At 60.9% G+C, this 24250-nt stretch carries 20 protein-coding genes and 2 tRNA genes; 17 read left to right on the top strand and 5 right to left on the bottom strand.

Annotated elements, in window-relative coordinates; genetic code table 11:
* Positions 1-32: 32 nt before the first annotated feature.
* Positions 33-117 (bottom strand) — tRNA-Leu (locus tag B3C1_RS16245).
* Between the two features lie 8 nt (positions 118-125).
* Positions 126-202: transfer RNA gene (locus tag B3C1_RS16240), tRNA-Met, on the bottom strand.
* 257 nt (positions 203-459) lie between these two features.
* On the opposite strand from B3C1_RS16240, the gene B3C1_RS16235 reads away from it, so the two are divergent.
* On the top strand, positions 460-1836 hold the full coding sequence (locus tag B3C1_RS16235; RefSeq protein WP_192813396.1) for a hypothetical protein: 1377 nt from the start codon (positions 460-462) through the stop codon (positions 1834-1836).
* Between the two features lie 31 nt (positions 1837-1867).
* Here the strand turns inward: B3C1_RS16235 and B3C1_RS16230 are convergent, their stop codons facing one another.
* Positions 1868-3076 carry a DUF4861 family protein gene (locus B3C1_RS16230; protein WP_008486158.1) on the bottom strand — a complete coding sequence of 403 codons (1209 nt, stop codon included), beginning with the start codon at positions 3074-3076 and terminating at the stop codon, positions 1868-1870.
* Between the two features lie 46 nt (positions 3077-3122).
* Positions 3123-5864: a TonB-dependent receptor gene (locus B3C1_RS16225; RefSeq protein ID WP_008486156.1), complete on the bottom strand. Its 2742-nt coding sequence runs from the start codon at positions 5862-5864 to the stop codon at positions 3123-3125.
* A 314-nt stretch (positions 5865-6178) separates the two neighbouring features.
* Between B3C1_RS16225 and kduD the strand changes: the two genes are divergently transcribed.
* The 15 genes from kduD to B3C1_RS16150 all read left to right on the top strand — a co-directional run bounded on the left by kduD (position 6179) and on the right by B3C1_RS16150 (position 22337).
* The gene (kduD, locus tag B3C1_RS16220; RefSeq protein ID WP_008486155.1) at positions 6179-6928 is read left to right on the top strand and encodes a 2-dehydro-3-deoxy-D-gluconate 5-dehydrogenase KduD; all 750 of its coding nucleotides are present in this window, start codon (positions 6179-6181) and stop codon (positions 6926-6928) included.
* A gap of 11 nt (positions 6929-6939) precedes the next feature.
* Entirely contained in the window at positions 6940-7779 is an 840-nt protein-coding gene (gene kduI, locus B3C1_RS16215) for a 5-dehydro-4-deoxy-D-glucuronate isomerase (RefSeq protein WP_008486154.1), read from the top strand.
* A gap of 171 nt (positions 7780-7950) precedes the next feature.
* Positions 7951-8835 carry a TRAP transporter substrate-binding protein gene (locus B3C1_RS16210; protein WP_008486153.1) on the top strand — a complete coding sequence of 295 codons (885 nt, stop codon included), beginning with the start codon at positions 7951-7953 and terminating at the stop codon, positions 8833-8835.
* Positions 8836-8842: 7 nt separating this feature from the next.
* Positions 8843-9313 carry a TRAP transporter small permease gene (locus tag B3C1_RS16205; RefSeq protein WP_008486152.1) on the top strand — a complete coding sequence of 157 codons (471 nt, stop codon included), beginning with the start codon at positions 8843-8845 and terminating at the stop codon, positions 9311-9313.
* Positions 9313-10608 carry a TRAP transporter large permease gene (locus tag B3C1_RS16200; protein WP_008486151.1) on the top strand — a complete coding sequence of 432 codons (1296 nt, stop codon included), beginning with the start codon at positions 9313-9315 and terminating at the stop codon, positions 10606-10608. Before B3C1_RS16205 ends, B3C1_RS16200 begins: the two co-directional genes overlap by 1 nt.
* 9 nt (positions 10609-10617) lie before the next feature.
* Positions 10618-11460 carry an IclR family transcriptional regulator gene (locus tag B3C1_RS16195; protein ID WP_008486150.1) on the top strand — a complete coding sequence of 281 codons (843 nt, stop codon included), beginning with the start codon at positions 10618-10620 and terminating at the stop codon, positions 11458-11460.
* A gap of 2 nt (positions 11461-11462) precedes the next feature.
* Positions 11463-12497, top strand: a complete 1035-nt coding sequence (locus B3C1_RS16190) for a LacI family DNA-binding transcriptional regulator (protein ID WP_008486149.1) — start codon at positions 11463-11465, stop codon at positions 12495-12497.
* Positions 12498-12509: 12 nt separating this feature from the next.
* A complete protein-coding gene (locus tag B3C1_RS16185; protein WP_008486147.1) occupies positions 12510-13688 on the top strand; it encodes a glycoside hydrolase family 88/105 protein in 1179 nt (392 codons plus the stop codon).
* A complete protein-coding gene (locus B3C1_RS16180) occupies positions 13685-15172 on the top strand; it encodes a glycoside hydrolase family 28 protein (protein ID WP_008486146.1) in 1488 nt (495 codons plus the stop codon). The genes B3C1_RS16185 and B3C1_RS16180 overlap by 4 nt, the downstream gene beginning before the upstream one ends.
* Entirely contained in the window at positions 15169-16653 is a 1485-nt protein-coding gene (locus B3C1_RS16175; RefSeq protein WP_008486145.1) for a UxaA family hydrolase, read from the top strand. The genes B3C1_RS16180 and B3C1_RS16175 overlap by 4 nt, the downstream gene beginning before the upstream one ends.
* 16 nt (positions 16654-16669) lie before the next feature.
* Positions 16670-18085, top strand: a complete 1416-nt coding sequence (gene uxaC, locus B3C1_RS16170; protein ID WP_008486144.1) for a glucuronate isomerase — start codon at positions 16670-16672, stop codon at positions 18083-18085.
* A 14-nt stretch (positions 18086-18099) separates the two neighbouring features.
* Positions 18100-19536: a mannitol dehydrogenase family protein gene (locus B3C1_RS16165; protein WP_008486143.1), complete on the top strand. Its 1437-nt coding sequence runs from the start codon at positions 18100-18102 to the stop codon at positions 19534-19536.
* Positions 19520-20149, top strand: a complete 630-nt coding sequence (eda, locus tag B3C1_RS16160) for a bifunctional 4-hydroxy-2-oxoglutarate aldolase/2-dehydro-3-deoxy-phosphogluconate aldolase (RefSeq protein WP_008486142.1) — start codon at positions 19520-19522, stop codon at positions 20147-20149. Before B3C1_RS16165 ends, eda begins: the two co-directional genes overlap by 17 nt.
* Positions 20146-21042, top strand: a complete 897-nt coding sequence (locus B3C1_RS16155) for a sugar kinase (RefSeq protein WP_008486140.1) — start codon at positions 20146-20148, stop codon at positions 21040-21042. The genes eda and B3C1_RS16155 overlap by 4 nt, the downstream gene beginning before the upstream one ends.
* Positions 21033-22337 carry a pectate lyase family protein gene (locus B3C1_RS16150; protein WP_008486139.1) on the top strand — a complete coding sequence of 435 codons (1305 nt, stop codon included), beginning with the start codon at positions 21033-21035 and terminating at the stop codon, positions 22335-22337. The genes B3C1_RS16155 and B3C1_RS16150 overlap by 10 nt, the downstream gene beginning before the upstream one ends.
* On the opposite strand, the gene B3C1_RS16145 is transcribed toward B3C1_RS16150, so the two are convergent.
* Positions 22334-23371, bottom strand: a complete 1038-nt coding sequence (locus B3C1_RS16145; RefSeq protein ID WP_051012941.1) for a pectinesterase family protein — start codon at positions 23369-23371, stop codon at positions 22334-22336. The genes B3C1_RS16150 and B3C1_RS16145 overlap by 4 nt on opposite strands.
* A gap of 137 nt (positions 23372-23508) precedes the next feature.
* On the opposite strand from B3C1_RS16145, the gene B3C1_RS16140 reads away from it, so the two are divergent.
* Positions 23509-24246, top strand: coding sequence for a rhamnogalacturonan acetylesterase (locus B3C1_RS16140; RefSeq protein ID WP_192813395.1), 738 nt, complete (start codon positions 23509-23511; stop codon positions 24244-24246).
* Positions 24247-24250 lie beyond the last annotated feature (4 nt).

Here is a 24250-nt window from a genome sequence, read left to right as displayed (position 1 = left end):
GCTGCCTTACCGCTTGGCGATACTCCAACAGATGGTGCGGAAGGAGAGACTTGAACTCTCACGCCTCGCGGCGCCAGAACCTAAATCTGGTGCGTCTACCAATTTCGCCACTTCCGCATTGTTCATGGTGGCTATGGCGGGGTTTGAACCTGCGACCCCATCATTATGAGTGATGTGCTCTAACCAACTGAGCTACATAGCCATCGTGTGAACGGCGCGAATTATGCCGACACCAAAGCATAGCGTCAACGGTTTAGCACCCAGACTGGGACTGTTTGTCGACTATTTAGGCAAGAGCCTGATTCCTGCTCACTGTCTGGCCGACAGAGAGCCGAAAATGTCATAAGGCATTCTAATAATAATTTCCTGTTAAGTCGCCTAGTAGAGGTTTAAGTTCCTCGGTCCGGTGCTGCCAAGCCGGGCGGGGCCGTACCACTACAACCACAAAGGCAAGGAAAGATGTTAAGGATAGTTTCAGTGTCATTGCTGGCAGCGGCCCTGCTGTCAGGTTGTGCCAGTAATAAAGTCGACAAGCCGCGTTATCCCCATAGCGATACCACCATCAAGTACCAGGTTCGCCAGTTCGATATGGACATCTCCAAGTCCTTCGACCGTCTTGGCAAGCGCATGCTGCCGGAAGAACAGGGCAAAGCCTTGGCCAGGGAATATCTGATGTACTGCCTGGAAAAAGAAGGGCTGTTGGCAGATAAAGATGATGTCAATGTGGTGGACTTGGACATCTTTATCGACTACCAACAACGCTTTGTCGGGGACGAAACCCCCTTCCCACTCGACAAGATGGTCAACCCCACCATGCAGTTTGTCGACAAGCATTATCTCGGTGAGGACATGCTGTTCCAGCAAGTTAGCCCGGTATTTGACGCCCACAATGGCAATAATCTTGTCACGACAGTACCCCTTAGTGGCCTGTTCTCGGATGACGCCAAACTGGAATACCATTACCTGGCAGCCATCGTAAACGAGGTGGTTAAAAACATTAAGCATGACCGCCAATACGATGCCGATGCTTTTACTTTTAAGACCAAGGGCATGGACAAGGCTGCCATCTTGGCCAAGCGCCAGTCCCGCAGTGAACAGGCCAAAGCTGCAGAAATTCGGCCGGTAGGCCTTGCGTCACCCGATTACATTCCCGCCGATGTCAGCGCGCCTTTCATTGCCGGTCTTAACAGCACCGACCGCGACCAGAGAATCGATACCGATAAATCCCTGCTGAAGGTGTGGCTCAACAGCGATGCCCTCTATGGCCTGGTACAAAAGCAGGTGCTGGACAACTATCAGAGCAGCGACCCTGATGCGCTTGAAGAAGCAACCTGGGCTCTGAAGGCATTGGCGCTGTCAGGTTTGGAGCAATATAGGCCGACAGTGCAGTTGGTGGCTGATAAGGGCGCTAGCGAGTCCTTACAGAAATACGGCCAGCGTTACCTGTTGCAGATGGATTACCACATCACTCTGGCCAAGAAGATCCATAACGTGTCGACCATGGACCCTTCCCTGGATTGGCGTGGTAACCAGCTATCCAACATGCTGCGCAGCGGCGACGACGACCAGCGTATGTATGCCATCAAGGACATTGCCCGCAACTATGGCAAAAACCCCTACTTGTTGGCCCAGCTGAGCCAGATCCTCGATAACGAAGCACGTATCAACCGCTTTCGCTTCCAAAAGCAGGATAACTTCTACGCTTGGATCTGCCGCATCCTTGGCAACTCCGAGAACAAGAGCTTTCAGCCGTTGTTGGAAGACATGGCGGTCCACTCGGTTTACAAGAAAACACGCAAGTACGCCGCCGCTTTTGCAGAAAAGCTGGACGGATGAAATAAGCCCCCGCCAGGGGGCTTTTTTATGGTCAGTGCCAGCTAACCTGCGTCACCTGCAAGGGGCTGGCCAGGCGGGTTAGTTGCTCGGTTAAAAGCGCCTTGAACTGGGCCGCATCCCCTGGGCCGGCCTTGGCCGGATCCGGCCAGTAGCTCATCAGGTAGTAATGAATGGGCTTGTCTGTGGCCTTAAAGCGCAGCAGGTGGTCGTGCTCGCCTTCGCTGACCTGGGCTACCTCGCTGCCCTTATAAAAAAGCGCCAGGCCCAGGTTATCGTCCTTACCGGACAGGCTCTGCTTGCCCCAGGTCGCCAGGTAGTGCCAATCGCCGCTGCCGCCTTTTAACAGCTCGGTGGCGGGGAGCTTAACCAGGCCGGTGACCAGGTTTTGGGTGGCAGGGCGGGTGCTGACCGTCACTTGGCTGGCGTGGCTGCCGGCGTCAATCTGGTAGCGGCTGTCCACATCCAGGTTTTCCCCGGCCACCTCCCAGCCTTGATAATGGACCTTGAAGGCCGAGCGCAGGCCGCCGTCCTTTTCCAGGGCATAGCGGCTGTCTTTCACCTGCTCGAAATGGGCCACGCCCTGGTCTGTGAGGCGGCCCAGGGAGCCGATGCCTAAGGATTTACCCACCTTGAGCACGTCCATGCCCCAGTCACTTAAGTGGTGGTAGCTTTCGTAGCCGTCCTGGCCCACGTCTTGAAGCACCATATCGCTGGTGCGTTTGCCGAATACGTCCGAGGCGTTACGCCAATCCAGATAGAGGCGGTAGCCAATCTTGTCGCTTTCCCAGCCCGGCCCTTCGTAGCGCAGGTAGAAGGAGTGGTCGGTCAGCTGCGGCGGGGTTTGGTAATGGTCGGCCTCTTTAAAGGTAAAGCCGTCGGCGACGTACTTTTGGCCCTGCCATTGGCCCCTCTGGCGCACCGACAGCTCGGCATGGGTGCGGGCGATAGGTTTGGCGTTGCCCTGGCTGATATTGATGGTCTGCTGGCCCTTGGCCGGCAGCGCCAGCCAAATCAGCAGGGTATCGGCCTTGCCGTCACCGTCCTTGTCCTGGAGGTCAACGTCGCCGCCATCGCTTTTGAGCATGGCCGGCAGGCTGTGGCCGGCCAGGGGCACTTCCAGCACCTGGGACAGGGGCTTGGGGTTGGGGTTGTGAACGGTCAGGGTCAACAGCGGCGCGGCGGCCATGGCCGGGGCTGTGGCCAGGGCCAGCACGGCGAGGCTGAAGGCTTTGCAATCCATACATCTACTCCATTGAAAAAAGGGGGAGCAAGCTCCCCCATAAGGCTTAGAAAGTGGCCCTTAGGCCCAGGAAGTATTGACGGCCGGTGTGCAGCACTTCGTAGGGGCGCTGGGCGTCCCGGTCGACCCAGAAGAAGCTGTACTCGTCGGTGAGGTTGATGGCCTCCAGGCTGATGGAGAGGTTTTCATTGATGTTGTAGAAGGCCGAGAAGTCCAAGTAGCCCACATCTTTAAAGCCGTTGGAGTCGTTGCCGTTGTTGCTGGTGGTACCCAGGTTGTTGAGGTACTTGTCCCGGTAGTTGTAGGACAGGCGGGCACCGTAAACATCGGTTTCGTAGTAGAGGGTGGCGTTGTAGCTGATCTTGGACAGCCCGGTGATGGGGGCCGAGTCAAAGACGCCGTCCTCTTTTTCGTAGTCGGTCTTGGCATCCACATAGGTGAAGTTGGTCACCACCCCGAAGTTTTTCAACAAGCCCGGCAGGAAGCTGAAGGGCTGCTGGTAGATGAACTCGTAGCCGAGGATGTCAAAGCCGGGAGAGTTCACCGGATTGGTGAAGGCAAACTGGTCGGTGGCCGGGTTGAAGTAGCTGGTGTCCAGGTTGTACTCGGCGATTTCCGAGGCGGTCAGCAGGCGGCTTGAGGTCTCGGTGCTGATCCACTGCTCGATATCTTTGTAGAAGACGCTGCCGGCCAACATGCCTTCGTCTTCCATGTACCACTCCAGGCCCAGGTCGACCTGGTTGGCGCGGAACGGCTCCAGGCTGGGATTACCGGAACTGACTTTCTGGTTGACCGAGCTGGGGTTGACTGCGCCGGCCAGGCTGCCGAGGCTGGGGCGGGTAATGGCCTTGGCCATGGACAGGCGGCCCACCAGATCGTCGGTGATGTCCAGGGCGAAGTTGGCCGAGGGCAGCACGTCGGTGTAGTAGTTTTCAAAGTTGACGAAGGCATCCACGTCACCGCCCACATAGGTGTCGGAGGTGGTCTTGGTGCGCTCGGCGCGCAGGCCGAAGTTGTAGCGCAGGGTCTTGCCCAGGAAGGTGGAGATGTTGTCGAACTGCACATAACCGGTGTAGACGGTTTCAGACACCCCGAAGGAGCGCTGGCCGGACAGCTCCATCTCGGTGCCGGGCTGGCCCATGTACAGATCCATAAAGGCGTCGTAGTTGGGCGTCAGCCAGTTGCTTTCGTTGGGGAAGTAGGTGGGGTCCAGGCCGTCGCCGTAGCCACCCAGGGGCAACAGGTAAGCCATATCGCCGGTGACGGTGTCGCCGTCGAAGTTGTTCTCGCCACTGTTGCGATAGTCCCGAAACTCCATCTCGAATTTGCGGTAGCCGGCACCGAAGTGCAGCTTGGCGTCGTCCTTGCCCAGATAGGTGAAGTTGAACTCAGCCACCTTGTTGGAGTTGTCGGTCTTGGTGGAGCGCACCCGCATCAGGTCCACCTCGTAATTGCCCGGGTCCGTGGTATCAAAACCCCACACCATGTTGGGCATATCCATGTCGCGCACCGCCGTACCGCTGACGATGTTGTTCACATCGACATTGCTGGCGTAGCTGTAGGAGAAGGTGCTGTCGTTGTTGGCGATACCGACGGTGTTTTGCAGGGGGTTCTTATAGGTGGAGTCCCCGTAGCCCAGCAGGATGTTGGCCTTGAGGTCGTCGGTGATTTGCCAGTCGGTATTGAAGCTGATTTGGTCGAATTCGGTTTCCATGCGGTCACGGCGATACTCCGACACCGTAGATACATGCTCGAACTTGCCTGCCACTATCTCGTCGCCGTTCAATACCGCCGCTACCGGGGTGATCCTGGAGGTGTTCTTGGACAGGGGCGCCGAGAACTGGAACTCGTCCCGGTCGTTGTTGAGCTCGGCGTGGAGCAGGTCCAGGGTCATTTCCACCTTGTCGTTGGGGCGGTACTGCAAGGAGGCGGTGACCCCCAGGCGTTCCTGCTCGTTCAGCACCCCGGTGGCCCGGGGGAAGCGGGGGTAGAAGGCCCCGTTCAGTTCGCCATTGGCATTGGCCCCCACGGCGGAAAAGTTGTTGCGCTGCCAACGCACCGTGGTGTGGCCTTCTTCGCGGATGGACCTTTCCGAGTAGGCTACAGAGAACAGGGCGCCCAGGGTGTCGTCGGCAAAGGTGTCGGAGATCAAAAACGCCCCCCTGGGGTCGGTCTTGTCCGGCAGTTCCGAGTAGGCGCCTTTGAGGGACAGGGCGGCTTTGAAGCCGTCAAAGTCAAAGGGGCGGGCGGTGCGCATGTTGATGGCGCCGGCCAGGCCGACGTTGCGGGACGCTTCCGGGGTCTTGTACACATCCACCTGCTTAAAGAGCTCAGAGGCAAAGATGTTGAAGTCAAAGGCGCGGCTGGTGTTGACGCTGCCGGAGGCGTCGGAGCCACCGGTGGCGGCGGCCGAGTCCATGCCGTTGATGGTGACCCGGGTGAACTTGGGCCCCAGGCCCCGCAAGGACACCTGGCGACCTTCCCCCGCTTCGCGGGTGATGGTGATCCCCGGTACCCGCTGCAGGGCTTCTGCCACGTTAAGATCCGGGAACTTGCCGATATCTTCGGCCATGATGCTTTCTTTGGAACCGACGGCGGCACGCTTGTCCAGCATCGAACGGTTCAGACTGGCTCGGTAGCCGGTCACTTCTATCACTTCCATGTCGTCATTGGCGGCCGGGGCCGGGTCGCTTTCTGCGGCCAGGGCCAACGGTGCCGCCAGGCTCCAGCTACAGCCGGCCAGCAACAGGCTGGACACAATACGATTCAGTTTGAACTTGGGCTGCATTCGGTTATTCCCCCTAAAGTGACACTGCCCTTCAAAGCCTGGTTTTGCTGCTTACGGTTTATATGTGAACCAGGCTGTTATCTGGTTTGCCACCGGTGGCATGATTTGGTTGACATTCTCGGCAACCCATGACAAACCATGGTTATATGTGTAATTACTGTTACGTAAAGGTCAAAGCTTTACCTTAAGGGAAAGAGGCTGAAAGTGAAAAAAATTTCATATCTGAATAACGGCCACAGGGCCGATGCCTCTTAGATGCTCTTGGTTAAGAGTTTGATTTTTAATGTTTATTTTTATCTGTGGGGAGTGGCTGCATGTTTGCGCTGAACGGAAAACGAGCCCTGGTAACGGGGGCCAGCCGAGGATTGGGCCAGGCCATGGCTCTGGGATTGGCCGAAAACGGTGCCGAGGTGATCTGTGCCAGTTCCAGGGAAGGGGGCTGTGATGACACGGTTGCCAAAATCCTTGCCCTCGGTGGCAAAGCCCGGGCCCTGGCCGCCGATCTGGGGGACAGCCAGGCGGTGCAGGCCCTGGCGGAACAGGCCCTGGCCGCAGGCCCGGTTGACGTACTGGTCAACAACGGCGGCTGTATCTACCGGGAAGCGGCCCTGGACTTTCCCCTGGACGCCTTCGACGCCGTGATCAAGGTCAACCTCAACGCCGCCTTCCAGCTCAGCCAACTGCTGGGCCGGGCCATGGTGACCAAGGGCAGCGGCAAGATAGTGAATATCGCCTCCATGCTGTCCTACAGCGGCGGTATCCGGGTGCCGGCCTACACCGCCTCCAAACATGCCATTGCCGGCCTGACCAAGGCCCTGGCCAACGAGTGGGGCCAACACGGCATCCAGGTCAACGCCATTGCCCCCGGCTATTTTCGCACCGACAACACCCAGGCCCTGCAGGACGATGCCGAGCGCAGCAGCGAGATCGAAAAGCGCATCCCCGCCGGCCGTTGGGGTAACCCAGATGATTTAAAAGGGGCCGTGGTGTTTCTGGCTTCCAAGGCCAGTGACTATGTCAACGGCCATATCCTGGCCGTGGATGGCGGCTGGCTGGCCCGATAACGGAGAGAACCATGACCGAATATGAAGTGCGCTACGCGGTAGGCAAGAACGAAGTCAAAGCCATGGACACCGAGGATCTTCGGGACGCTTTTTTGGCCGGCGAGCTGATGGAGGCGGGCAAGGTGCGCTGGGTGTACAGCCACTACGAGCGCTTTATGGTGGGGGGCGCCGTGCCGGTGGCCGCGCCTTTGGCCCTTGAGGCTATCGATCCCTTAAAGGCGCCTTTTTTCCTGTACCGGCGCGAGCTTGGCATCATCAACGTCGGCGGCCCCGGCCGGGTTGTTGCCGACGGCACCGCCTTTGAGCTGGCTTTCAAAGAGGCCCTCTACCTGGGTACCGGCAACGAGTCTGTGACCTTTGAGAGCCTGGATGCGCAGAACCCGGCCCGCTTTTACCTCAACGCCGCCCCGGCCCACGCCCGCTATCCCAATAAAAAAGTGGGCAAGTGCGACGCCAAAGTCTTGCACCTTGGCAGCAGCGAAACCGCCAACGAGCGCTATATCAATCAGCTCCTTATCAATGGCGTGGTTGAGACCTGCCAGTTGCAGATGGGCCTGACCGAGCTGGTCAGCGGCAGTGTCTGGAACACCATGCCGGCCCACCAGCACGACAGGCGCAACGAGGTGTACTTCTACTTCGGCCTGCCCCAGGGGCAGGGGGTCTGCCACTTCATGGGGGAGCCCACCGAAACCCGCCATATCTGGGTCAAGAACGAGCAGGCGGTGATCTCGCCGCCCTGGTCCATTCACTGCGGCGCCGGTACCCAGAGTTACAGCTTTATCTGGGGCATGGCCGGTGAAAATCTCGATTACGACGACATGGACAAGTTCCCGGCCGACGTCCTCCGTTAAGGGCGCCAGACAACAAAGATAAGCAATGTCAGCAGCAAGGCAGCCCTGTCAGCAGGGGCTGCACTATGGGGAAATGTTATGCGAGCCCTTATCGGCAGATTGCTACCGGTGGCACTGGGCCTGTTACTCCTGGGGGGATGTCAGAAGGAGTCGCAGGTCACGGTGTTGCGGATGGCCCATACCCTGGACACCCAGCATGTGGTGCACCAGTCCATGGAATTTATGGCCCAGCGCCTGGAACTCTATTCCGGCGGCCAGATGCGCTTGATGATCTACCCCAACGGCCAGTTGGGCACCGAGCGGGAGCTGGTGGAGCTGTTGCAAATCGGCAGCCTGGCCATGACCAAGGTGTCGGCCAGCACCCTCGAGGGTTTTGTGCCTCAGATGCAGCTCTTTTCCATTCCCTATGTCTTTAAGGACCGCGACCAGTTCTGGCGGGTGCTGGACAGCGACATCGGCCAGAACCTGCTGGCCCAGACCCGGCCGGCGCACCTGATTGGCCTGGGCTACTACGACGCCGGCAGCCGCAGCTTCTACAGCACCCAGGGGCTTATCCAAAATCCCCTGGATCTCAAGGGCAAGAAGATAAGGCTACTGAACAGCCCCACCGCCGTGAAGATGGTCAATACCCTGGGGGGCGCCGCTACCCCCATTGCCTGGGGCGAGCTCTACGCCGCTTTGCAACAGGGGGTGGTGGACGGCGCCGAGAACAACCCCCCCAGCTATTACCTGTCCCGCCACTATGAGATAGCCCCTTACTACAGCCTGGACGAGCACAGCTTCGTGCCGGACGTGGTGCTGGCCAGCCAAAAGGTCTGGGACAGCCTCAACCCCCAGCAACAAAAATGGCTGCGCCAGGCCATGGACGATTCTGTGGTCTTTGAGAAAAACCTCTGGCAGCAGGCCTCGGACGACGCCATCAAGGCGGTGGAAGCCAAGGGGGTGCAGGTGATCCGCCCCGACAAGGGCCCCTTTATGGCGGCGGTGCAACCCATACACGACAGCTACCAAGGCACCGCCATCGGCGCCCTGCTGCAACGTATCAAGACCATGTGAGGACAGGATGGACGCCTTTTTCCGACATCTCGACAGCGCCCTCAAGTGGGTTCTTATCGCCGCCATGGGGGCCATAGTGCTGGTGGTGAGCTGGCAGGTATTGTCCCGTTACGTGCTGCAAAGCCCCAGTTCCGCCACCGAAGAAATGGCCCGCTTCCTGCTCATCTGGGTGGGTATGCTGGGGGCTGCCTACGGCTACCGGGTCCGCGCCCACCTGGGCCTTAGCCTGGTGACCGACCGCCTCGGGGCCTCTTGGAAGCGGCGCATCGATGCCTTGGTGCACCTGCTGGTGATGGTCTTTGCCGCCCTGGTGATGGTGCTGGGGGGCTACAAGCTGGTGCGCCTGACCCTGGATCTTAAGCAGGTGTCGGCGGCCATGGGCATCGAAATGGGCTGGGTCTATTCGGTGGTGCCGCTATCGGGGCTGCTGATGCTGCTCTTCGGCTATGACCACCTGCGTAGCGGGAGGCAACACTGATGGCCGCCTCCGTTGCCTTGCTGCTGATGCTGTTCTTTGGGCTCTTGCTGATCAACCTGCCCATTTCCTACTGCATCGGCATCGCCACCCTGGCCACCTTGCTGCTGAACCTGGACTTCGATACGGCGGTCAGCACCGTATCCCAGCGCATGGTGGGGGGCATCGATAGCTTTGCCCTGCTGGCCATTCCCTTCTTTGTGCTGTCGGGCCTTATCATGGGCCGGGGCGGCATTGCCCGGCGGCTAATCGAATGCGCCATGGCGCTGATCGGCGCCTTGCCCGGCGGCCTGGCCCTGGTCAATGTGGTGTCCTGCATGCTGTTTGGCGCCATTTCCGGCTCGGCGGTGGCGGCCACCTCGGCCATCGGCAGCTTTATGGTGCCGCAGATGGAGAGCAAGGGCTACAGCAAGGACTTTAGCGCCGCCGTCACCGCCGCCGCCGCCACCACCGGCATGCTCATTCCCCCCAGCAATATCCTGATCATCTACGCCATCGCCAGCGGTGGGGTGTCCATCGCCGCGCTGTTCGTGGCCGGCTACCTGCCGGGCATCTTGCTGGGCCTGGCCTTGATGCTGGTCTGCGGCGGCTACGCCAAGGCCAAGGGGTACCCGGTGGGTGAGCGCCTGCCTCTGGCCCAGGTGCTGCCCAAAGTGGCGGCGGCCTTGCCCAGCCTGCTGTTGGTGGTGGTGGTGATCGGCGGCATTATCGGCGGCATCTTTACCGCCACCGAGGCCGGCGCCGTGGCGGTGATTTACGCCCTGGTGCTGTCCATGGTGTTCTACAAGGAAGTGACCCCCAGCCAGCTGCCGGGCATTTTGCTCAAAGCGGTGGAAACCACCGCCATCGTCATGTTCCTTATCGCCTGCTCCAGCGCCATGTCCTGGTTGCTGTCCTTTGAGCAAATCCCCCAGACCATCAGCCAGGCGCTGGTGACCCTGAGCGACAACCCCATCATCATCCTGCTGATCATCAACCTGGTGTTGATTGTGGTGGGGGCCTTCTTGGACATGACCCCGGCGGTGCTGATCTTCACCCCCATCTTCCTGCCGGTAGCCGAGGCCCTGGGCATGTCGCCTTTGCATTTCGGCATCATGATCGTCTTGAACCTGTCCATCGGCCTTTGTTCGCCGCCGGTGGGCAGCGTGTTGTTCGTGGGCTGCGCCGTGGCCAATACCACCATTGAAAGGTTGTTAAAGCCCTTGCTGCCCTTGTACCTGGCCATGTTCCTGGTGCTGATGCTGGTCACTTACGTGCCGGCCATCAGCGAGGCACTGCCCAGGCTGATGGGACTTTAGGAGGGAGACATGGATAAGTATCAAATTCCCAGCGTGGCCAAGGCCTGCCAGTTGCTGCAGCTGCTGGCGGCCAACAGTGACGGCCTGTCCGCCACCCACCTGGAGGCCGAGCTGGGCCTGCCCCGCACCACGGTGTTTCGGCTACTCAAAACCCTGTGCGCCGAAGCCCTGGTGGAAAAGCGCGGCAAGCAGTTTGTCAGCGGCCCTGGCATGCTCAACCTGGGCTTCCAGGCCCTACAATCGGACAAGCTGCGCCAGCATGCCGCCGTCCATGTGCAGCGCCTGGCCCAGCAGTCCGGCCTTAGCGTGCATCTGGCGGTGCCCAATACCGACTCGAGCCTGATCATCGAGGTCTGCAACGCCAGCCTGCAGCCCAAAATCGCCAGCAGGCCCGGGGTCAGCACCCTGCTGCACGCATCGGCCACCGGCAAGGTGTTTCTGGCCTTTCGCCACTTTGACGAACTGGAGCGGCTCTTTGCCGGCCGCTACCTCACCGCCATGACCTGTCGCACCATCACCGAACTGGAACCTTTGCGTAAAGATCTCAAAAGGGTCATCGCCCTGGGCTATGCCTTAGACGACCGGGAATACCACGACGAAGTCCGCTGCCTGGCGGTGCCCATTCGTGACCGCAGTGGCCTGGTGGTGGCGTCCCTGGGCTGCACTGGCCCTGCCTCCGACCTTAAAGGGGAGCGGCTCGACGCCATGGTGAGCGGCCTCAAAGACGGCGCCAGCGCCATTTACCGCGCTGTTTTTCAAAGAGGCGCCAAAGGCGGCGAAGCGCCGGGCAACACTTCTTTTCTGGTGACCTACGGTATGCAGGCACCCAACCCAATAATGATGGGCAACTGACCATGCTAGTGAAGAAACCAACCATCAACGACGTGGCCCGGGCCGCCCAGGTGTCCAAGCGCACCGTGTCCAGGGTCCTCAACGGCTCGGCCAGCGTTGGTGAAGAGACCCGCAAGATCATCGAAAAGATCATTGCCGATCTCAATTACCAGCCCGACAAGCAGGCCAGGGGCCTGGCGTCGAGCCGTTCCTATTTTATCGGCATCATCTACGACAACCCCGACGCCCTCTATATCGACCAGGTACAAAGAGGCCTGCTGGATGTCTGTTCCCGCCAGGGTTACGAGCTGGTGGTGCACCCCTGTAAGTACGACAGCCCCAGCCTGGTGGAAGACTGCCTGGCCTTTGTAGGCCGCTCAAAGCTGGACGGGGTCATAGTGCTGCCGCCGGTGTCCGAGAGCAAAGTGCTGGCGGCGGCCTTGAGGGAAGAGGGCCACCCCTATGTGCGCATGGCGTCCCTGGACTTGGACGACCACACCAATATCGTGGTGTCGGACGACCGCACCGGCGTTAGGCAAATGGCGGCGCACCTGGTGGGCCTTGGCCACAGGGACATCGGTTTTATCACCGGCCCCATGCACTACCACTCCTCCACCGAGCGTTTCGAAGGTTTTTGTGGCGCCCTCAAAGACCTGGGGCTGCCCATTCCCGAGGGGCGCATTGCCCACGGCAAGAACAACTATCAAAGCGGCCTCGAATGCGCCCACACCTTGCTGGCCGGGGAGGGTAGGCCCACCGCCATCTTTGCCAACACCGACGAAATGGCCGCAGCGGTGCTGAAAGTGGCCCATGAGCTGGGCATCAAGGTGCCAGAGGAGCTGTCGGTGTGCGGCTTTGACGACAACATCCTGGCGTCGCGCATCATCCCGGCGCTGACCACCATCCGCAGGCCGGTCACCGACATGGCCAGCCTGGCGGCCCAGAAGATCATCAGCGCCATCGAAGACAAAGAAGAGAAGGCCATCAGGGTGAACTACATAGTGCAGCCCAGCCTCATCATCCGGGAATCCACCAGCCAGTGGCCCGGCAGCGAATAATCAGGGGAACTTATGCAGCACATCATCAAAGGAGCAGCCTTGGCCCTGGTGGCCTGGCTGGCATTGGCCACCACCGCCCAGGGAGCGGCCAAGGAAAGCTGGGCCAAACGGATGGCCGACGCCGAAATGGCCCGCCATCCACAGGCCTGGACCATCGAGGGCTATAAAAAGCCCAAGTGGAATTACACCCAGGGCCTGGTGCTAACCGCCATGCTGCGCCTCTATAAGGAAAGCGGCGATGTGCGCTACTTTGACTATGCCAAGGCCTATGCCGACACCCTGATAGACGAAACCGGCGACATTCGCGGCTATAAGCAGAGCGATTTCAATATCGACATGATCAACGCCGGGAAAATTTTGTTTCCCCTCTATGAGCAAACCCAGGACCCGCGCTATATCCAGGCCATGCATCTGCTGCGCCAGCAGCTGGCAAGTCAGCCGCGCACCAGCGAAGGGGGCTTTTGGCATAAAAAGCGCTACCCCTTCCAGATGTGGCTGGACGGCCTCTACATGGGCGCGCCTTTTTATGCCCAGTACGGCCAGTGGTTTAGTGAAGGCAGCGACAGTTTTAGCGATATCGCCCAGCAGTTTCGGCTGATGGAGCAGCACGACAAGGACCCGAAAACGGGCCTGCTGTTCCACGGCTGGGACGAAAGCCGCCAGCAGCCCTGGGCCAACCCGCAAACCGGTACCTCTCCTAATTTTTGGTCCCGTGCCCTGGGTTGGTACGCCATGGCCCTGGTAGACGTGCTGGACCACTTCCCCCGTGGCCATAAGGACAGGGGCTTTTTGATTGCCACCTTCAATGAGCTGGCGAAAAACGTCAGCGCCTTTCAAGACAGCTCCGGGCTTTGGTATCAGGTCACTGACAAGGGCGCCGGCAACGGCAACTACCTGGAGGCGTCCGGCAGCGCCATGCTGGTCTACGCCCTGGCCCGAGGGGTGAACCAGGGATATTTGCCAGAAAAGTACCTGGCAGTGGCGCAAAAAGGCTTTAAGGGCCTGACCGACAAGCTCATTAAGAGCGACGGCAAGCTTATCAGCATCACCCAGGTCTGCGCCGTCGCCGGTCTTGGGGGCGAGCCCTATCGCAGCGGCAGCTTCGAGTACTACGTAGGCGAGCAAAAACGCGACAACGACCCCAAGGCCACCGGCCCCTTTATCCTGGCTGCCCTGGAATTAGCCCAATGACCGCTTTTTTTAATGAATCTGCCACCGGTGGCAAGGCTGCCGACCCCAGCCTGGAGCGGCGCACCCTGTTAAAGGCTTTAGGAGCCGGGCTGGTGCTAAGCCAGTTGCCAGCCTGCGCTAGTGCCCCTAAAACCCAGGCGCCGGCAGATGACTGGGCCCTGGCGGACGACATTGTCCGTAACACCCAGCTGCCGAAATTTGCCGAGCGCGACTTTCCCATCAGCGACTTTGGCGCCGTGCCCGGCGGCAAGGTGCTTAATAGCGATGCCATCGCCGCGGCCATTGCCGCCTGCGCGGCAGCGGGCGGCGGCCGGGTACGAGTGCCCCAAGGGCGCTTTTTAACCGGCGCCATCCACCTTAAATCCAACGTCAACCTGCACCTGGATAAGGGCGCGGTGCTGGTGTTTTCCCCTAACCCCGACCATTACCTGCCAGCGGTGTTCACCCGTTGGGAAGGCATGGAGATGATGGGCCTGTCGCCGCTCATCTATGCCTACGGCCAGCGCAATATCGCCGTGACCGGCCAAGGGGTGCTGGACGGCGGCGCCGACGACAACACCTGGTGGCCCTGGAAGGGGCCGCACCCCGAGGGCCATTGGCGCCAGGACCCGATTGCCCAAACCCAAAAGGCGGCCAGAGACAAATTGCAGCAAGAGGTGCTGGCCGGCACCGACCCGCGCACCCGCCTACATGGCCAAGGCTCCTTCCTGCGCCCGGCCTTTATTCAGCCCTATTTGTGCCAGAACGTGCTGATTGAGGGGGTCACCCTGGTTAACTCGCCGTTTTGGCTGCTGCACCCGGTGCTTTGCCAGTCGGTGACGGTGCGGGGAGTGACGTGCCGCAGCCACGGCCCCAACAACGACGGCTGCGACCCGGAGTGCTGCGACCACGTGGTGATTGAGGGCTGCACCTTCGATACCGGCGACGATTGCATCGCCATTAAATCGGGCCGCAACGAAGACGGCCGCCGGGTGGGCCAGGCTTGTCGCAACCTGGTGGTGCGCAACTGCCAGATGAAAGACGGCCACGGCGGCCTGGTGCTGGGCTCGGAGATCTCCGGCGGCGTCTACAACGTCTTTTTGGACAACTGCCAGATGGACAGCCCCGAGCTGGAACGGGCCTTTCGCATCAAAACCAATGCCCGGCGCGGCGGCACCATCGAAGGCATCCGTATTCGCAACCTGCGGGTGGGGGAAGTCAAAGACGCGGTCAGCATCAATTTCTTCTACGAAGAAGGCCAAGAGGGCCGCTTCCTGCCCGAAGTGCGGGACATCCACATCGACAACCTGGTGGTGCGCTCGGCGCAGCGCGCCTTTTACCTGCGCGGTTTTGCCTCGGCCCCCATCGAAGGGGTCACCCTCAGCAATTGCCGCATCGACAAAGTCGCCGCGCCCTCGGTGCTGGAGAACGTCGGCAAACTCGAACTTAACAACGTCAGGGTGGCGGGCAAGCTTGTCAGCGCCACCGAGCTGGAGGCCCTATGAAAGTTGCCCTGGTTAAAGTGCACCCCAAGGACAATGTGGCGGTGGCCACCCAGGCCCTGGACAAGGGCAGCCGCCACCTGATTGACGGCGAAGAACTGCTGCTGGCCACCGACTTGCCCGCCGGCCACAAGGTAGCCTTAAGGGCGCTGGCGGCGGGGGATGAAGTGGTGAAATACGGCTTTGCCATCGGCTCTGCCACCAGCGCCATCAATAAGGGCGAGCATGTCCATTCCCATAATCTCGCCACCAACCTCAGCGGCGCCGGGGAGTACCGTTACCAGCAGGTTGAGCCCAACCTTGAGGCCTTTGGCGGCGGCACCTTTATGGGCTATCGGCGCAAAAACGGCCGGGTTGGCACCCGTAACGAGGTGTGGATAGTCAACACCGTTGGCTGCGTTAACGCCATTGCCCAGCGCATCGCCAGCCGCTGCGAGCAGGAGTTTGCCGGTATCGCCGACGCCTTCGTGCCCTTTGTGCACCCCTATGGCTGCTCGCAACTGGGGGACGACCTTAACGACACCCGCGCCATTCTCGCCGCCCTTATCAACCACCCCAACGCCGGCGCCGTGCTGGTGGTGGGCCTTGGCTGCGAGAACAACCAGCTCAACAAGCTTTTGGAAGCGGCCGGCGACATCGATAGCGATCGGGTGCGCTTTTTCAACAGCCAGCAGGTGGACGACGAAGTGGAAGCCGGTGTCGAGGCCATAGGCCAGATGCTGCCGCTGCTGGCGCTGGATAAACGCGAGCCATGCCCGGCGAGCGAACTGGTATTGGGCATGAAATGCGGCGGCTCTGACGGCTTTTCCGGCATCACCGCCAACCCTTTGGTGGGGCGCATGACCGACCGCTTCACCGCCCTTGGCGGCACCGTGCTTTTAACCGAAACCCCGGAGATGTTCGGCGCTGAGCAGGTGCTGATGAACCGCGCCAAAGACAGCGCCACCTTCGAGGCGGTGGTGAAATTGGTGCAGGATTTTAAGCAGTACTTTATCGACCACAAGCAGCCGGTGTTCGAAAACCCCTCACCGGGCAACAAGGCCGGCGGCCTGACCACCTTGGAAGAAAAGTCCTTAGGCGCCATCCAAAAGGGCGGCCAGGCTCAGGTCCAGGAGGTGCTGGCCTATGGCGAGCCTGTCCATGGCCGGGGATTGGCACTATTGCAAGCGCCGGGTAACGACGCTGTGTCTTCCACCGCCCTTGCTGCCAGCGGCGCCACCTTGATCCTCTTTACCACCGGTAGGGGCACGCCGCTCGGCTTCCCGGTACCGACGGTAAAAATCAGCTCCAATAGCGATCTCTACCAGCGCAAAGGCAACTGGATTGATTTCAATGCCGGTGAACTGCTGGACGGGGTCGCCATGGACGATTTAAGCCAAGCCTTTTTTGAGCGCCTGCTGGCCATAGCCTCGGGCGAATTGACCTGTAACGAACGTAACCACAGCCGCGAAATTGCCATCTGGAAACGCGGCGTGACCCTTTGACGGGAGGAGACTTGCAATGCCACAGCCACTGAACCTGCACCCGGACCGCCTCTTTCCGGCCGACCCGACAGTGCGCGCCATCGCCCGGCGCCTCTACGACAGCATCAAGGATCTGCCCATACTGAGCCCCCACGGCCATACCGATCCACGCTGGTTCGCCGAGAACCCGTCTTTTGGTAACGCCAGCGAGCTTTTTATCCGCCCGGACCACTACGTGTTTCGCATGCTCTACAGCCAGGGCATCAGCCTTGAGCGCCTGGGCATTCCCCGCCGCGACGGCGCCGCCGTGGAAACCGACCCCATCGCCATCTGGCGGCTCTTTGCCGGTAACTATCATCTTTTTCGCGGCACCCCGTCGCGCATCTGGCTTGATACCGTGTTTAGCGAAGTGTTCGGCATGACGGTGGCCCTGGCCCCCGACACCGCCGAGCAGTACTACCACGCCATCACCGAAAAGCTGGCTACTGACGCCTTCAAGCCCCAGGCGCTGATGGACCGCTTTAACATCGAGTGCATCGCCACCACCGAAGGGGCCCTGGACGACCTCAAATACCACGGCGCCATGAAAGGCGGCGCCATGGAAAAACGGGTGATCACCACCTTCAGGCCCGACGACGTGGTAGACGCTTCCCGGGAAGACTTTGCCGATAACATCAAAAAACTGGGCGAGCTGACCGGCGAAGACACCCATAGCTGGGACGGGTATCTGGCCGCCCTTCGCCAGCGCCGCGCCTTTTTCCGAGACCACGGCGCCACCGCCACCGACCACGGCCACCCCACGGCGGCCACCGCTAATCTCTCCCACGCCGAATGCCGTACCCTCTTTGAGCTGTGTATCAGCGGTAAGGCAGGCAGCGCCCAGCAGGAGCTCTTTCGGGCCCAGATGCTCACCGAGCTGGCGGGGATGAGCATCGAAGACGGCATGGTGATGCAAATTCACCCCGGCGCCTTTCGTAACCACAACCCTCGTATCTTTGAAGGTTTTGGCCGCGACAAAGGGGCCGACATTCCGTCGCCTACCGAATACGTCAAAGCCCTCAAACCGCTGTTGGACAAATACGGTAACGACCCGCGCCTTAGCATCATCCTCTTTACCCTGGATGAAACCAGCTACGCCCGTGAGCTGGCGCCCCTGGCGGGCCACTACCCCTGCCTGAAACTGGGCCCGGCCTGGTGGTTCCACGACAGCCCCGAAGGCATGCTGCGTTTTCGCCACCAGGTCACCGAAACCGCCGGTTTCTACAACACCGTCGGCTTTAACGACGACACCCGCGCCTTCTTGTCTATTCCGGCCCGCCACGACGTGGCCCGCCGCATCGATTGCCGCTTCCTGGCTGGGCTTATCAGCGAGCACCGCCTGGGGGAAGACGAAGGTTTCGAACTGGCCCGGGCCCTGACCTATGACCTGGCCAAAAAGGCCTACAAGCTCTGAGCGGGGAGGACGCTATGCAAAGACTGACCAGTAGCGCCCTGGCCGCAATCCCAGGCGCCGTGCAAAAGCCCCGCTACCAGCGGGGCGAGGTGAAAACCGGCATAGTGCACATAGGCCCTGGCGCTTTTCACCGGGCCCACCAGGCGGTGTATATCGACAGCCTGCTGGCCACAGACCCGCGCTGGGGCATTTGCGGGGTGTCGCTGCGCTCGCCAGCCCTTAAAGAAAAACTTGGCCCCCAGGACAACCTCTACACCCTGGCGGTGCAGGATTTAACCAGCGGCATGCGGGTTATCGGCGCCTTTACCGAGCTGCTGGTGGCGCCAACCGACATGGCCGCCATCTTGGCGCGGATGGCGAGCCCCGAGACTTATCTCATCAGCCTGACCGTTACCGAGAAGGGCTATTGCCTTAAAGACGGCAAACTCGATTGGCAGCACCCGGATATTGCCGCCGATCTGGCCGATATCAGCGCGCCGGTGTCGGCCATTGGCCTCTTGGTGGCTGCGTTGCAGCGCCGCCGCCAGGCCGGCCTTGAAAACCTCACTGTGCTGAGCTGCGACAACCTGGTGGACAACGGCCACAAGCTCAAAGGGGCGGTGCTGGCCCTGGCCGGGCGCCTCGACCCGGCACTTGGGGATTGGATAGCGGCCAAGGTGGCCTTTCCCTGCTCCATGGTGGACTCCATCACCCCGGCCTCGGAAGCCGACCTTGAAGCTACCGTCGCCCAGACTCTGGGGGTGACAGACGCCTGGCCCATCAAGCGCGAAGCCTTTAGCCAGTGGGTGATTGAAGACCACTTCTCCGGCCCTAAACCGGCCCTCGATTCCGTTGGAGTGACTTTCACCCAAGACGTGGCCCTTTATGAACAGGCGAAATTGCGGCTGTTAAACGGCACCCATTCCACCTTGGCTTATCTCGGCAGCCTGCTGGGGCTTCAAACCGTACTGGAAGCCATCAGCCAGCCGGTGCTGTCGGACTTTATCGACGCCTTGGTAGCCAAGGAGATAGTGCCGTCCCTGACCGCCCCGGACGACATGGACTTGGCCGCTTACGCCGAGGCCATCCTCGCTCGCTATCGCAACCCCTACATTCGCCATCTGCTGGCGCAAATCGCCTGGGACGGCTCGCAAAAGCTGCCGTTTCGGTTGTTGGGCACGGTGCGGGACAACCTCAAGGTAGGCCACTCCATCGACCGGCTCTGCGTGGCCGTTGCCGCCTGGCTGCGCTTTATCGAAGCCAAGGCCCAAAGCGGCGATGCCCTTACCGACCCGCTGGCCGCCAAGCTACTGGCCTGCCGGGGGCCGGATGCCTTCTTGGCGCTCGACGAGGTCTTTGGCGACTTGGGCGCCAACCCCGTCTTTGCCGCTGCCCTCAAGGCGGCCTACCAACGCCTGGACGGCATCACCCTTAACAGCGTACGAGAACGCCTTCATGACCTTATTGACTGATCTGTTGGACCAAAGCCGCCTTGTCCCCATTATCCAGGCCGACTCTGCAGCGGCGGCCGTGGCCGCTGCCCGTGCCATTCACCAAGGCGGCATTGGCCAGGTGGAAGTGGTGCTGCGAAACGCCCAGGCGCTGGACTGCATCAAGGCTATCCGAAGTGAAGTGCCAGAGGTGCGGGTAGGGGCCGGCACTGTGCTGAGCGGCGAGCAGGCCCGGGCGGTGCGAGAAGCCGGCGCCCAGTTTATCGTTACCCCCACCACCACCGACACACTGCTGGCGGCGCTGATGGACACCGGGCTGCCCTTTGCCCCTGGGGTATCGAGCCTCTCTGACATAGGCCGCATGGTCGAGGCCGGTTGCCAGCAACTGAAACTCTTTCCGGCTGAGCTCAGCGGCGGGGTGGCGCTATTAAAGGCCATTAGCAGCATTTTCCCGGGCGTGACTTTTTGCCCCACCGGCGGCGTAGCGGAGAACAACCTCGCCAGCTACCTGGCGTTGGGTAACGTCTTTGCCGTGGGCGGCAGCTGGATAGCCCCCAATAAACTGGTGGCCGAGGGTAACTGGCAGGGTATCAGCCAGCGCGCCGCCGCCAAAAGCCAGGTGCCGGGCCTATGAAAAAACTGCTGATGCTGGGGGAATGCATGGTGGAGATGGCCGCCGCCGAGGGCGGCCTCTATCGCCAGGGCTTTGCCGGCGATGTCTACAACACCGCCGTTTACTTAAAGCGCAGCCTGAAAACCCCGGCCCAGGTGGGGCTGCTCACCGCCGTTGGCGACGATGCCATGAGCGAGGCGATGCTGGCGCGTTTTCGCGCCGAAGGCCTCGACAACCGCCACTGCTATCAGTTGGCAGGAGCCATGCCTGGGCTTTATTTGATTGAGGTGGACGAGAACGGCGAGCGCAATTTTTTGTACTGGCGCAGCCAAGCCGCCGCCCGGCAACTGGTGCGCTGCATCGAAGAGGATAACGGCGCCGCCTTTAGTGGTACCGATCTGCTGCTGTTCTCCGGCATTAGCCTGGCCATTTTAAGCGCCGAGCACCGGGCGCTGCTGCTGGGGCGCTTAAAGGCGCTGCGCGCCCAAGGCGCCACCTTGGTGTTTGACCCCAACTACAGGGCCAAGCTCTGGGGCAAGGAAGAGGCGGCCCATTGGCTGGCGCAGGCCTATGGCTGCGCTGATATCGCCTTGCCGGGGCTCGAAGAACATCAGCTGCTGTGGGGCCAGCAAAGCCCGGAGCAGGCGGCAGATTTTTTAACCGGCCTTGGGGTCAAGGAGCTGGTGATAAAGCAGGGGCCGGAGCGGCTTTTTGTGAACGGTCAGTACCTTGCCGTGACCCCGGCCGAGCAGGTGGTGGACACCACCGCCGCCGGCGATTCCTTTAACGGCGGCTACCTGGCGGCGCGCCTGGACGGCCAAAGCCCCCTGGAGGCGGCCAAGCTGGGGGCGGCCCTTGCAAGGCGGGTGATAGGCTACCGAGGCGCCATTATCGAGCAAAGCCAATGGGCCTGAGCGCATTGTTGCTGGCCCAGGTGCTGGCCTTTCCCGGCGCAGATGGCCTTGGCCGCTACACGGTAGGGGGCCGTGGCGGCCAGGTGCTGATTGTGGATTCGTTAAAAGACGATGCCAGCCCCGGCACCCTGCGCTGGGCCATCGAACAAGCCGGGCCGCGCATCGTGGTGTTTAGCGTCTCCGGGGTTATTGACCTTAAAAAGCCGCTTGTCATCAGCCAAGGCCAGCTGACCCTGGCCGGGCAAAGCTCGCCGGGGGGCATCGTCCTTAAAGGCGCCGAAACCCGGGTGGAAGCCGACCAGGTGATCATCCGTTATCTTCGCTTTCGCTTAGGGCGCGTTGCTGACGACTGGGACGCCATCAACGGCCGCCAGCACAGCGACATCATCATCGACCACTGCTCCATGAGTTGGTCCATCGACGAGACCGCCAGCTTTTACAACAACAATCGCTTTACCCTGCAATACAGCCTGATTGCCCAGAGCCTGGACCACGCCGGCCATATCAAGGGCGAGCACGGCTATGGCGGTATCTGGGGTGGCCGGGGGGCCAGCTTTCACCACAATCTACTGGCCAACCATCAAAGCCGCTTGCCCCGTTTTAACGGCTGGCGCCTGGGGCCAAATTATCCCCAGGGCGAAGAGCTGGTGGATTTTCGCAATAACGTCATCTTCAACTGGGGCGAGCACGGCAGCTACGGCAACGAGCAGGGCAAGGTCAATATCATTGGCAACAGCTACCTGCCGGGGCCGGCCAGCCAACACCGCGCCATCTTCGAGCTGTGGGGCGCCGATAAGGCCGGGGACCTTTTCTTAAGTGGTAACCTGATGGCCGGTAAGGCGTCCGCTAGCCTTACCGCCTGGCCAAGGCTCAACGACGAGGACATGGCCAAGCTGGCTGCCAAGCACTTAAAAACCAAGGCCTTTCGCTACCCCGCTATGGCGTTGATGCTGGCCAGCCAAAGCGCCGCCGAAAGCTATCAGCTGCTGGTGCAAAAAGGGGAGGTGGGGGCCAACCGCAACGCCCATGGCCTTTTTCGCGACAGCGTTGACAGTGCGGTGCTCACCGAGGTGAAAAGCGGCCAGGGCCAGCTGATTGACAGCGAGCTACAGGCCATCGGCAGCTGGGCCGCCTACGGGCGCGAATTCAAGCAACCACCGGTTGTCGATGCCAACCACAACGGCATGGCCGACGACTGGGAGCGGCGCCACGGGGTCAGTGACCCTAATGGCCACCAGCTATCGGCCCAGTACAGCAACCTGGAAATGTACCTCAACGCCCTGGGGGCCTTTTAGGGGCCCGGCTGCCAACCGGCCAGCACCGCGTCGGCGCTGTACCAGGGCAGGGCGGCCGGCAACAGCTGGGGCCGGTTGGAATCTTTGATGGCACCAGGGCCTGTGTTGCCGTACTCGAAAAACCGCGACCAGGGCTGCCACTGGAAGCGGGCCGGTTGGCCGCTTGGCAGCGTCACCCCTATGTCCGCATAGCCTTGTGGGCCGAAATGGTCATCCATAAAGTTGTTGATAAAGACTGCCGAGCCTTCGGCCCTGGGGTCACCGCTGGGGTGCCAGGGGCGGCCCAGGCGTACCGAGCCCTTGGGCACCCCTTTTTCCTTTATGAAACGGTTGTCCACAAAGAGCATGCCGTAAGGCTGGCTGATATCGGTGCTGGGGGCGGTGATATAGCCGGTGACCTTGGCGCCGGGGCGGTTGCGCGAAACGATGTCGCAGCGGCGAAATACTCCCTGGCCCTTGCCGAAGATAAAGTCGACGTTGCCTTTGATGGTGCAGTCTTCAAAAAGCTGGCGGCCGGCGTCCATCAGCAGGGTGTCCTGGTAGCCGATAAGGGTCACCCGGCGAAACAGCGCCCGGTCGCTTTGCCCTGTGGTGGCCAGGGCCACGGCCTGGGTATGGCGCACCTTGGTGGGGTCGGTGTCGCTTTTGGCGGCGTTGGCGGGGAAATCGAAGCTGTTGTCTATGGTGAGGTTCTGGGCCGAGAAATCCGGCGCCGTTACCCGCAGCACATAGCTGCCCCAGGTGCCCACCGCCTTGCCGTCTGCGCCCTTGGCCTCGGCGCTGTCGCCAAAGCGGATGATGGTGCCCCCCTGGCTTTGCCCCAAAAGGCGCACATGGGGTTTATCGACGCTGAGCTTTTCCTGGTAGACCCCGTCCTGGATAAAGATGGTAAAGGGCTTGCCATTGTCCTTGGGCACCGCTGCCAGGGCCGCGCCAATGCTGGGGTAATCACCCCCTGGGCCCACCACAGCTTGATAGGGCTCGGCCAGGGCCGAGCCACAGAAAAGCACAAGCCAGATCATCATTGCACGCATGGGCGCCTCCTTGGTTAGCCAGACGATGCTAACGCCCCTTGGCTAACGGCCTGTTCCATATATGGAATTTTCCCCTTTTTGCCCAAAAGGTGGTTTGGCGCTGGCGTATGGTGGGCAAAAAGGCAGAGGTAACCCCGATGAAAAAAGCCCTTATCCTGTTCAGTGCCCTGTGGCTATTTGGCTGCGCCAGCACGTCTCTGGTGCCCCAGCACCTATATCTTGCCGGCGATTCGACCCTGGCCGAAAAGCTCCCCGAAAAGCGCCCGGAAACCGGCTGGGGGGAGCGGCTGCAACAGGCCTTCAAGCCGCAACTGCAGGTGGTGAATCTGGCCAAGAATGGCCGCTCCACCCGCACCTTTATCGAAGAGGGGCGCTGGCAGGCCCTGGTGGATGCCCTGGTGCCGGGCGATTGGGTCTTTATCCAGTTCGGCCATAACGACCAGTCCAAGGAAAAGGTGGACAGGTACACGCCGCCGGACGCTTTTCGGCAAAACCTTGAGCGCTTCGTGGCGGATGTCAGGGCCAAGGGCGCCAAACCGGTACTGCTGACCCCGGTGATGCGCCGCCGCTTCGACGACAAAGGCCAATTCTATGACGTGCACGGGGTTTACCCGGCCATCACCAGGGGGGTGGCCATGGATAAACAGGTGCCGCTGTTGGATATGCACAGGCGCAGCGAAGCGGTGCTGGTGAGCTTGGGGGCCGAGCCGTCCCGGGCCCTCTTTTTGCAGTTGGCACCGGGGCAAAACCCCAACTACCCCCAGGGGGTGGAGGACAACACCCACTTCAGCCCACAGGGGGCCCAACGCATGAGCGATCAGGCGGTGGCGGCCATCCGCCAGCAGCTGCCGGCCCTGGCGGCCTATTTGAGGTAAGGGC

This window comes from Gallaecimonas xiamenensis 3-C-1, assembly GCF_000299915.1.
Classification (GTDB): domain Bacteria; phylum Pseudomonadota; class Gammaproteobacteria; order Enterobacterales; family Gallaecimonadaceae; genus Gallaecimonas; species Gallaecimonas xiamenensis.
The sequence above is the reverse complement of the archived record's forward strand: the minus strand, read 5'-3'. Positions and strand labels throughout refer to the sequence as shown.